The organism is Oleiphilus sp. HI0132, from assembly GCF_001635845.1.
In genome coordinates this window covers 1-8,574 of the sequence record NZ_LWGJ01000641.1, presented here as the reverse complement: position 1 = coordinate 8,574, position 8,574 = coordinate 1, and the positions used below count along the sequence as shown (strand labels likewise).

11 protein-coding genes are annotated in these 8,574 nt (G+C 43.0%); 7 read left to right on the top strand and 4 right to left on the bottom strand.

Features of this window, described 5'->3' with window-relative positions; genetic code table 11:
- Positions 1 to 200 precede the first annotated feature (200 nt).
- The 3 genes from A3766_RS07835 (at position 201) to A3766_RS07825 (ending at position 2,364) form a co-directional block, all read left to right on the top strand.
- Positions 201 to 554: a DUF6488 family protein gene (locus A3766_RS07835; protein ID WP_068510782.1), complete on the top strand. Its 354-nt coding sequence runs from the start codon at positions 201 to 203 to the stop codon at positions 552 to 554.
- A gap of 873 nt (positions 555 to 1,427) precedes the next feature.
- The gene (locus tag A3766_RS07830) at positions 1,428 to 2,075 is read left to right on the top strand and encodes a hypothetical protein (RefSeq protein WP_068507266.1); all 648 of its coding nucleotides are present in this window, start codon (positions 1,428 to 1,430) and stop codon (positions 2,073 to 2,075) included.
- Positions 2,076 to 2,121: 46 nt separating this feature from the next.
- Entirely contained in the window at positions 2,122 to 2,364 is a 243-nt protein-coding gene (locus A3766_RS07825) for a hypothetical protein (protein ID WP_156490373.1), read from the top strand.
- A gap of 276 nt (positions 2,365 to 2,640) precedes the next feature.
- Here the strand turns inward: A3766_RS07825 and A3766_RS07815 are convergent, their stop codons facing one another.
- Positions 2,641 to 2,862 (bottom strand): hypothetical protein, encoded by a 222-nt coding sequence (locus tag A3766_RS07815; protein WP_068634429.1) that lies wholly within the window; start codon positions 2,860 to 2,862, stop codon positions 2,641 to 2,643.
- A 29-nt stretch (positions 2,863 to 2,891) separates the two neighbouring features.
- Here A3766_RS07815 and A3766_RS07810 point away from each other — a divergent pair, with 29 nt between their 5' ends.
- The gene (locus A3766_RS07810; RefSeq protein ID WP_082865156.1) at positions 2,892 to 3,431 is read left to right on the top strand and encodes a methyl-accepting chemotaxis protein; all 540 of its coding nucleotides are present in this window, start codon (positions 2,892 to 2,894) and stop codon (positions 3,429 to 3,431) included.
- Between the two features lie 150 nt (positions 3,432 to 3,581).
- Here the strand turns inward: A3766_RS07810 and A3766_RS07805 are convergent, their stop codons facing one another.
- Together A3766_RS07805 and A3766_RS07800 are read right to left on the bottom strand one after the other, a co-directional pair.
- Entirely contained in the window at positions 3,582 to 4,193 is a 612-nt protein-coding gene (locus tag A3766_RS07805; protein ID WP_068508355.1) for a Yip1 family protein, read from the bottom strand.
- Positions 4,194 to 4,328: 135 nt separating this feature from the next.
- Positions 4,329 to 5,657, bottom strand: coding sequence for a DASH family cryptochrome (locus A3766_RS07800; protein WP_068508348.1), 1,329 nt, complete (start codon positions 5,655 to 5,657; stop codon positions 4,329 to 4,331).
- A 157-nt stretch (positions 5,658 to 5,814) separates the two neighbouring features.
- Here A3766_RS07800 and A3766_RS07795 point away from each other — a divergent pair, with 157 nt between their 5' ends.
- The 3 genes from A3766_RS07795 (at position 5,815) to A3766_RS07785 (ending at position 8,189) form a co-directional block, all read left to right on the top strand.
- Entirely contained in the window at positions 5,815 to 6,075 is a 261-nt protein-coding gene (locus A3766_RS07795; protein WP_197469968.1) for a DUF3081 family protein, read from the top strand.
- 23 nt (positions 6,076 to 6,098) lie between these two features.
- On the top strand, positions 6,099 to 7,655 hold the full coding sequence (locus tag A3766_RS07790; protein ID WP_068508356.1) for a cryptochrome/photolyase family protein: 1,557 nt from the start codon (positions 6,099 to 6,101) through the stop codon (positions 7,653 to 7,655).
- Positions 7,656 to 7,754: 99 nt separating this feature from the next.
- Positions 7,755 to 8,189 (top strand): DUF3429 domain-containing protein, encoded by a 435-nt coding sequence (locus A3766_RS07785; protein ID WP_068508353.1) that lies wholly within the window; start codon positions 7,755 to 7,757, stop codon positions 8,187 to 8,189.
- A 35-nt stretch (positions 8,190 to 8,224) separates the two neighbouring features.
- On the opposite strand, the gene A3766_RS07780 is transcribed toward A3766_RS07785, so the two are convergent.
- The coding region (locus A3766_RS07780) for an integrase core domain-containing protein (RefSeq protein ID WP_156508771.1) at positions 8,225 to 8,574 on the bottom strand (350 nt) is incomplete at its 5' end.

The window sequence follows — 8,574 nt, the reverse complement described above, 5'->3', positions numbered from 1 at the left end:
GCTGTTGCAGCAATTGCATGGATACTCGCACACCTCCCACCCAGATGATTTCGGCTTTAGCACCGACAACCATCTACATGAACACGAGAAAATGTCTAGTGACATGGAGAGTGAAATAGAGAGCGAAATGACGAATCAAAGACCGAGAACTTCTCACGACTCAATTGACTAAAACGACAATAATTTAAAGAGGAATATTTATGAAATACTTAATTAGCGCTCCATTGATCTTAGTTATGTTTCTATTCGGGCAAACTGCATTGGCAGGACCAGGAAGTGGTCATTCCCACGGGCATCAACATAAACCTATCACTAGTGAGCAAGCTATCAATAAAGCAACAAAGCATGTCTGGAAGTTGGCCAAGAAGGGCAAAATTGACGCATCTTGGTCTAGCGTAACTTCTAAATCAGTCGAGGAAAAATCATTCGGACATGGCCCAGAATGGGTCGTTACATTTGAGAATGAGTCCATCGAAGACCCTAAAAAGCAAACGCTTTACGTTTTCTTTACGATCAACGGAAAGTACTTGGCTTCTAACTTTACGGGGCAGTAAGGCCTAACGGGAGGTGTTCGCACCTCCCTTCCTATATTTTGCTTATGTCCAGTTTGAGGCCATCTTCTCTTGAAAAACGACCTTGCTTCCAAGAATCTTAATTGTTCAAATCTGAATAAGTCTCGTGAAGAGCTTTAAATAACCTGCTTGAGTGTGCGATACCTAGAGGTTTTATTGATCCAGAGTGGGCTAAGAGTGGGGGGGAATACCTATCTGGCTTGTCATAATAGCTTTGATTTAGGGTAGGGCCGTTTAGAATGATCTAGCGGATATAGTGTCTATAGAGCTTTGAGAAAAATATGTGGTTAAATGTGACTTTATGCCTCAGCGCTATGTCTGAATGGTAGAGTAAGGACAGTATCACAGAGCCTTATAAACTGAATTTCAATTTTTAATCGAGTATCTACTATGAAAAGTTGTAGCACCTTTAAGCAGCCCGGTTGAGTAGTGTTGAGTTTGGCCCCTGAAATATGGGGCTTTTTTTTGCGTTAAGGTTAGGTGCTAATGATCCTTTATTTGGGGTCGTCAATATTATTATCTAATAAGATCAGAGTTTTACAGATACCAACGGAATAAAATGTCTGATATTCTTATAGAAGCTCAAAAGGAAGGGTTTCTCCCAGAAACTCAAGTGGCATTGGGCACTAGCGAAGAAACGATCGAATGTGAAGGTTGTTATTCGCAGGTACAAGAAAGGGATTTAAAAGGCGGGGAGGCATGTCCTTACTGTTCTCTCGTGATTGCATAAAGTGCGAAAGAACATTTCCTAGCTTTGATCAAGTCTATAAAGGTCACCTAACAAAGACCCTCTGATTTGTAAATCCCTTTTGATGCTGAAATATAATCTATTTTCACTATTCAGGGGATAAAGGAATGCAAAATACGGCTATAAAAGTTATATCAACGTGCTTAGTTACTGGAACTCTAATTGGCTGTAATGGAGGTGGAAGTGGTGGCGGTGGAGCTGCCCCTGGAACTAATGGTGGTCAAGGCGGTGGAGTAGGGCCTGAGTTAGTAATCGAGTTTAGAGAGGCACCTCTAGACCCAAAGGTTTTTAATCTGCTTTCAAATGATAGAAGTACAGAAAATCACTTTAACCCTGAAGAAAAGTTAAGCATAACTTGGATGACAACGGTTAAATATTCGGATGACACTACGTTAGGTGTTAATCAAAGAGAGCTTTACCAAGCAAAGGTCTATCTGAGTGATAATGATATTATTGAGATTGATAATGATCTGGAGTTGTTCACTATCCAGTGTTCTTTCCCAATGGCATTGGGAGCAGATTATGGGTGTAGTGAATTCGCTTCATTTGAAAGTGTATATGCAAAGGATAATTTGAACCAATTTTCTACAACAAGTATTCCTTTAAATAAGCCTGAAGGTATCCAAAATCATGTTGTCGATGCAACGGATTTTCTGGATATTATTCCAAAAGATGCCAATGTTATAATAGAGACCTGCTTGATATCTGAGCCTGACAATTGTGCAGAGGCATCTGTTGCAATTGAGTTATACTAGCCAAACATCCCTGATGCATAATAGAAAAAAAATGAAGGCAGTTTTTTTGAAAAGACCTATAGAGATTCCTTTCTGTGAAGACATAGATGGTTTAACCGATGCTGTAGAACTCATGCTGGACCTAGTTCAAACCAACATTGATAAAGGGTTCATCCTGGATATAGACGCTGTTTTCGAATATGCGCAAGATGGTTTTACTCTGGTTACCTTTAACCTTTTAGTTAAGAATCTCAATAAAACGCTTTCCGATCAGGCAAGGGCAGTCACTCAAACTTTCACTGTGCATTAATTTAACCTGGTCAGCTGTCTGGAACCCGTGTCTTCTGCGTCGAAATTAGATCATTATAGAGAGCTCGCGGGACCAATTATTCATGCAGTTATCCTCGAAACGGGGAAAAATGATGTGAAGCTGATACGGAAAAAACTAAACCAGGCTTACCCATTTGAAGCTAGGTGTGGACAGGCTTATCGAGCCTGGTTATCAGAAGTACATTCCCAACTTGGCTTTACCTTACGAAGAAAAAACAGTTCAGAAAAACAATTAGACCTGTTCGATCAACCTTAATTATTCTTCTTCGACGGCCTCTAGAACGGATTCAACAGAAGCTGTAGCTAAGCCATCAACATTGACTGAGAAGTTGGGTTTCCCTAGTGAAAGCGCTGCCCCTATAAAAGTATTCCCAATCGCGGTCAATTTCTCTTCATGATCCTCAACACCTAACTGATCACACAAATCAGCCACACCATTAGCAAACTCTTGCAGTTTATCTTCTGTCAGACCTGTCATAGATATTCCTTTAGTACGATTCTGAATCAATGGCAACAGCGATACAGAATATGGAGGAAGTGAAGGAAAGTAATGACGGTATTCTTGCCATGATGAATGTCATTACGGATATCGCTGAGCAGACCAATCTTCTTGCACTTAATGCTGCAATTGAAGCGGCCCGTGCAGGGGATCAAGGTAGAGGATTTGCTGTCGTGGCTGATGAGGTTAGGACACTGTCCAAAAAAAGCAACGAATCAGCTCAGAAGATTAGAACTTTGTTAGACAAAGCGAGTTCTGATGTCAAAGCGGGTGCTGAAGCAGTCAATATGTCGGGCTCCGCGCTAGATAAAGTCGTCATTTCGGTAAAACAGGCGGCGGGGAATATTTCTACCGTCTCAGATTCAATGAGCAAGCAACGTACGCAGATTGAAGAGATTGTTCTGGAGAGTAAGAATGTTGAAGATATTAGTCGAACAAACGCCGACGCGGGGCAAACTTTGATGGATGCAAGTCAGGGGCTTTCAGAATTAGCGCACGAGTTATCAATCATGGCAAAAGATATGAATACCCTAGTAAGAAGCGCGTAGTGATCGCAGCTAATATTGAACACAGTTGAGCACGGTGACTAGTACAATCGGTATCCAACCAAGCTTGTCATCCGCTGAAAACATATTGACATTAAGAACGCCATCGACAGACCGGGTTCAACATTGATGAACCCGTCTATCTCGCTTTACTTAACCTGATACGAACTGAGGGGCGAAGCCTATGCTCCAGATGACGACTGTACCGACTCTTGTTGCTACAAGGTAAACGAGAGCGACAGTCAAGATAGCGCCGCTAAACAACAATGCGCGTTCTTTGCTAATACCCATGACAATCGGTAAACCGTCGTAGATCAAGAATCCTGCATATACTGCCGCTATAAGATATACAGCCATGTTGAAAATAGGTTCAGGGTTTAAAAGGGCGATACCAGCCAAAAAAAGTGGCGTACAAGAATAGGCTGCCAAGGCGATACCGTTTGCTGCATATTCATCATGTTTGCCTCCATAGGTTTTAGACATCCAATCGATTGCCCAGCCAAGCCCAAATACACCAATAAGCATTGCGATGTAGGTGATTATGTTGAGTTGCAAAGCGCTCTGGGTCGTCAGTTTAGTGATTTGCCCATCGCCAACTTGCCAACCAAACTGTGTCGTCGATATATAGGCGCATATTGGGCTAATCATTGCTAGAACGGCAATGTATGCAACATAAATTCTTCCCGGATTACTATGTTCTTTGCGGATCGATTCCCATTCTTCATCAGGGTGAGTGAACATTCCAAAAGCATGATTCAGTAACATTGTATTTCCCCATATTTTCCAAAAGAATATTTGCTTGATAGTAGACTTGAAATTTGCCTTTCTCATCGATCCGTTACGCTAGGAATCAATTAATGGATCACTCGGTTTTTTGCTCGTCTTTGTTCGGTATCTCTATTACTCGTGTATGATTGGCCAGTCGGCAGCATCGCGAGAGTCTAAATTTGGATCCGTTTCAGCTCCCCAGCGTTTTTGATACAAACCGTCAGGGTCATAGAGTCTCGACTGCTTTTCAAGATCGAAGTGGCGCCCTCCTCTTGGGTCAACCCCCACGCCTGCAATGTATTGCCAATTGCCCCAATTTACTGCCAAGTCAAAGTCAATGAGACAGTACTCAAACCAAGCTGCTCCATAGCGCCAGTCCACGCTCAATTCATTAACCAAACAACTGGCTGCGATTTGTCGGCCTCTGTTTGATAGATACCCCGTGTTTTTTAGTTCCTTCATGCAGGCATTGACAATCTTGAAAGGCGTTTCGCCTTCACACCATTTACTGAAGCGTTCAGGGTAGAAACTAGTAAGCGGGGGTGACTTTTTGGATCCTTGGAAACTAAATAGTTGGTCTCCTTTTAGAAAGTGCCACCATTGGAAATATTCTCTCCACAATAGCTCGACATATAGCCAACGAGATGAATCGTTAGACCCGTTTTCCTGTTCGTATTCAAGCAATTTCTTGATGACCTGGCGTGGAGATAGACAGCCGCTACTTAACCAGGGTGATATTTTGCTGCTGTTGGTCCAGCCGGATAATTCATTCCTTACTGTCTTGTAGCGACGGGGCGCATCACTGGAGAAATACTCGAACAGATGGCCAAACGCTTCGCGTTCACCACCGGTAAAGCGGAGCGAAGTCGTATTCACAGGAAGCCAATCAGGAATCTTCTCTGCTTCCAACATATCTATCTTAGGCATGATTGGCAGGAATTTGGGGGCAGGAAGGGGGTCAGGGACACCTTGATTTTCAATTGATTTCCTGAAGCGTGAGTATGTTTGGGGTAACTGAGAGACCTTAAACGGTAGTTCTAACTCATTGAAGATCGTGTATTGTTCATATTCTATTACCGCAGCCTCGGAGCATTTCCTGCGAATCGCTTTAAGGATGTGCCGCTCATAAGAACCGGAAGACTGAGTCAATACGAGGTCACTAAAGCCGTAATTATTGATAAGGTTGGATATCAGCTCAGTTGTATCACCATATAAAACAATCAGCTCTTGGTCATATCGTGCGAGGTTTTGTTTTAAATCCTGAATGCATTCCAAGGTGAACTGCCAGCGATGTTTGCTGATGGAAGGTTGCTGCCATAGCTTCTGCTGAAACCATCTAGGGTCTACGACATAGATGCACAGTAGGCGATCGGCGCTTTTTATGGCGTGCAGCGCCTGGTTGTCATGAATTCGCAGGTCTCGAGTAAACCAGTATAGAACTCTTCGTTGTTTAATGAGCATATGGATTCCGTAGTGCGCTGAGGGTGTTTCAGGCACTTACGAAGCAGGTTTCATTTTGGATCAGTGCATGGGGTGATCCATTGACGCGTTGATGCGTATAAGCTTTTAAATGCTCGGTGTGGTCTTGGGGCACATTCTAATTTTAGGAGTTGGGAACTTGGAACAGCATATTGAACCAAAGGTAGTCATGCTGGCAGCTGAATGCATTCGGCAAAAAGGAAGCATGGAGGGAGGCAAGCTTATTTATCAGCAAATTAGCCTCGAACTGAGTTATGACGGTTACACGATTATGCTCAGTGACCACAAAGTTAAGCTAACTCTCTTTTTTCACAACAAGATGAAAATTGAGTGCGCTCAAAACAGGGATCTGGAGAGTTTTTACGAAAAGTTGAAAAATATTGCACGCACTGTTTTCTAGCAATGGCCAACGAGAGAGAAATCATGAGTTTGAAAACCAAGCGTCTAAGGCTTGTTTTGGGGGATCAATTAAATAGCCGTCACTCTTGGTTCAAGGAATCTGATCCTGACACCTTGTACATTTTGGCTGAACTGACGCAGGAAACTAACTACGTAAAGCATCATGTTCAAAAAGTTTGTGCTTTCTTTGCCGCGATGGAGGATTTTGCGGAGAATCTAAGACAGGCAGGACATAGGGTAAAGTACTTCAATTTGGACGAAAGCTCGGGATATAAAGATTTGCCAGCATTGCTTTCATCTGTCATTGAACGCTGCGCTTGTCAGGTATTTGAATATCAGCAACCTGATGAATATCGACTGCATGTTCAACTACGTGAATTTACTCGAGACTTGGAGATCACCTCCCGACTCTATGAAACCGAGCATTTTTTTCTTGAGCACAACGAACTACCTCTATGGTTCGAAGGTGGCAGACATCATCGAATGGAAGGTTTCTATCGTAAAATGCGTAAACGCTTCAGTGTCTTGATGGAAGGAGGCAGCCCTTTAGGTGGAAAGTGGAATCACGATGAGGACAATCGTCATGCGCTCAAAAAGAAAGACTTAGCTGATATTCCCCAGCCACTGGTGTTTGAAAATGACGTAAGTGTCATTCTAAAACGGTTGAACGATCATGAGATTGTCAGTTTCGGTAATGCGAACATTAAGCTAGTTTGGCCGATTAACCATCGACAAGCGATGGCTCAACTTCAATACTTTTGCCAAGTATGCCTCCCGAAATTCGGCTACTTTCAAGACGCGATGACCTGCAATTCTCCTCACTCCTGGAGCCTATATCACTCACGGCTGAGTTTTGCTTTGAATGCCAATATTATTAGCCCTGATGAGGTGATCGATGTCGCCATTGAAACATACTATCAACAGCAATCTAGTATTTCGATTTCGCAGATCGAAGGCTTTGTTCGTCAGATTCTTGGCTGGCGAGAATATGTTAGAGGAATGTACTGGGCCAATATGCCGGATTATACGGAACAGAATCGATTGAATGCGAGTAGACCTTTGCCAAGTTGGTTTTGGACTGGTGAAACCAAGATGGCGTGTATGAAGGAGAGTATCAAACAGTCTTTAGAGTATGCTTATGCCCACCATATTCAGCGCTTAATGATAACAGGTAACTTCTCTTTGCTGGCTGGTCTTCATCCCGATGAGGTAGATGATTGGTATTTAGGGATTTATATCGATGCCTTACAGTGGGTTGAGCTACCCAATACTCGAGGGATGGCCTTGTTTGCTGATGGGGGGTGGATCGCCACAAAACCCTATGCTGCGAGCGGCAACTATATCAACAAGATGAGTGACTACTGTAAGAGTTGTCATTATAAGGTTAAAGAGAAGGTAACGCCCGACGCCTGTCCATTCAATGCTCTTTACTGGGATTTTTTTGGAAGGCATGAAGAACGCTTGGCCGACAATCAAAGGTTATCTTTTATCGCCAAGCAGTGGGCTAAAAAATCTGATCAAGAAAAGCAGCTCATTCACGAGAGAGCGCTGACATTGCTAGACAATATTGAAACGATCTAAATAGAGCTAGATCTATAAACTGGTATCAACAATAAAACAGTTCGAACGCTGCCAGTGCCTAATGAACGGTTTTACTCAGACTTGGAGTTAATCTGCCACATGAACAAAAATAAGCGTTGTATCGCAATATCCTTGACCTTTGCCGGAGCACTCCCTTTTTACTTGATCCCAAGTATGTATCTGTTCCTTTCTGATATGCACGAGACTAATTTGAACTTGGCTTTGCGTATATATGCCGCTGTGATCATCTCTTTCCTGGCGGGCATTCATTGGGGATTGTTTCTGCTTCGTGATGCATCCATCAATCTCTTCTTGCACAGTAATTTTGTCACTCTTCTAGCTTGGTTAGCAGCGTCTTGTGAGTCGATTTATAGTTCGCTCGTGTTCGCCTTCTGTTTTATCTATTTGCTGGTGATTGATCGAAAGCTATTTGAGGAAGAGGTGTTGGAGTCTTGGTTCATGAGGTTGAGATTGGTGATAACGCTTGTCGTTCTCGTTTCCTTGGTTTTTTCTGCAATGGTGTTTGACTGGTGAAACGAGTCAAGCAGAATGTGTTCTGCGCAACTAAATCAGGACACTTTTCTTAAAGAGTTTTCGTACTCGATTGGCGACATATCTTCGTTAGAAGTATGGAGCCGCTCTAAGTTGTAATAACGCATGTAGTCAGCCACATCATTTCTCATATGCTCTCTCGTTGGCTGGGGCACTTTCAAAACCCAGTCATGCTTTAAGCTTCCAAAGAACCGCTCCACAACAGAGTTATCCCAGCAAGCACCTACATCCCCCATGCTAGCTCTGATGCCATAATTACTCAGCAGTGTGCGATAACGCTTGCTGGTATACTGCGAACCTCTGTCACTATGAAACACCAAGCCTTTAGGAGGCTGGCGCAGATTATATGCCCTGATCATAGCTCGAC

Bases quoted from the DNA above. Each gene is read 5' to 3' on its own strand.
- A3766_RS07815 (WP_068634429.1), bottom strand. From the start codon at position 2,862: ATGACAGGTCTGACAGAAGATAAACTGCAAGAGTTTGCTAATGGTGTG.
- A3766_RS07790 (WP_068508356.1), top strand. From the start codon at position 6,099: ATGAGTTTGAAAACCAAGCGTCTAAGGCTTGTTTTGGGGGATCAATTA.
- A3766_RS07835 (WP_068510782.1), top strand. From the start codon at position 201: ATGAAATACTTAATTAGCGCTCCATTGATCTTAGTTATGTTTCTATTC.
- A3766_RS07810 (WP_082865156.1), top strand. From the start codon at position 2,892: ATGGCAACAGCGATACAGAATATGGAGGAAGTGAAGGAAAGTAATGAC.
- A3766_RS07805 (WP_068508355.1), bottom strand. From the start codon at position 4,193: ATGTTACTGAATCATGCTTTTGGAATGTTCACTCACCCTGATGAAGAA.
- A3766_RS07800 (WP_068508348.1), bottom strand. From the start codon at position 5,657: ATGCTCATTAAACAACGAAGAGTTCTATACTGGTTTACTCGAGACCTG.
- A3766_RS07785 (WP_068508353.1), top strand. From the start codon at position 7,755: ATGAACAAAAATAAGCGTTGTATCGCAATATCCTTGACCTTTGCCGGA.
- A3766_RS07830 (WP_068507266.1), top strand. From the start codon at position 1,428: ATGCAAAATACGGCTATAAAAGTTATATCAACGTGCTTAGTTACTGGA.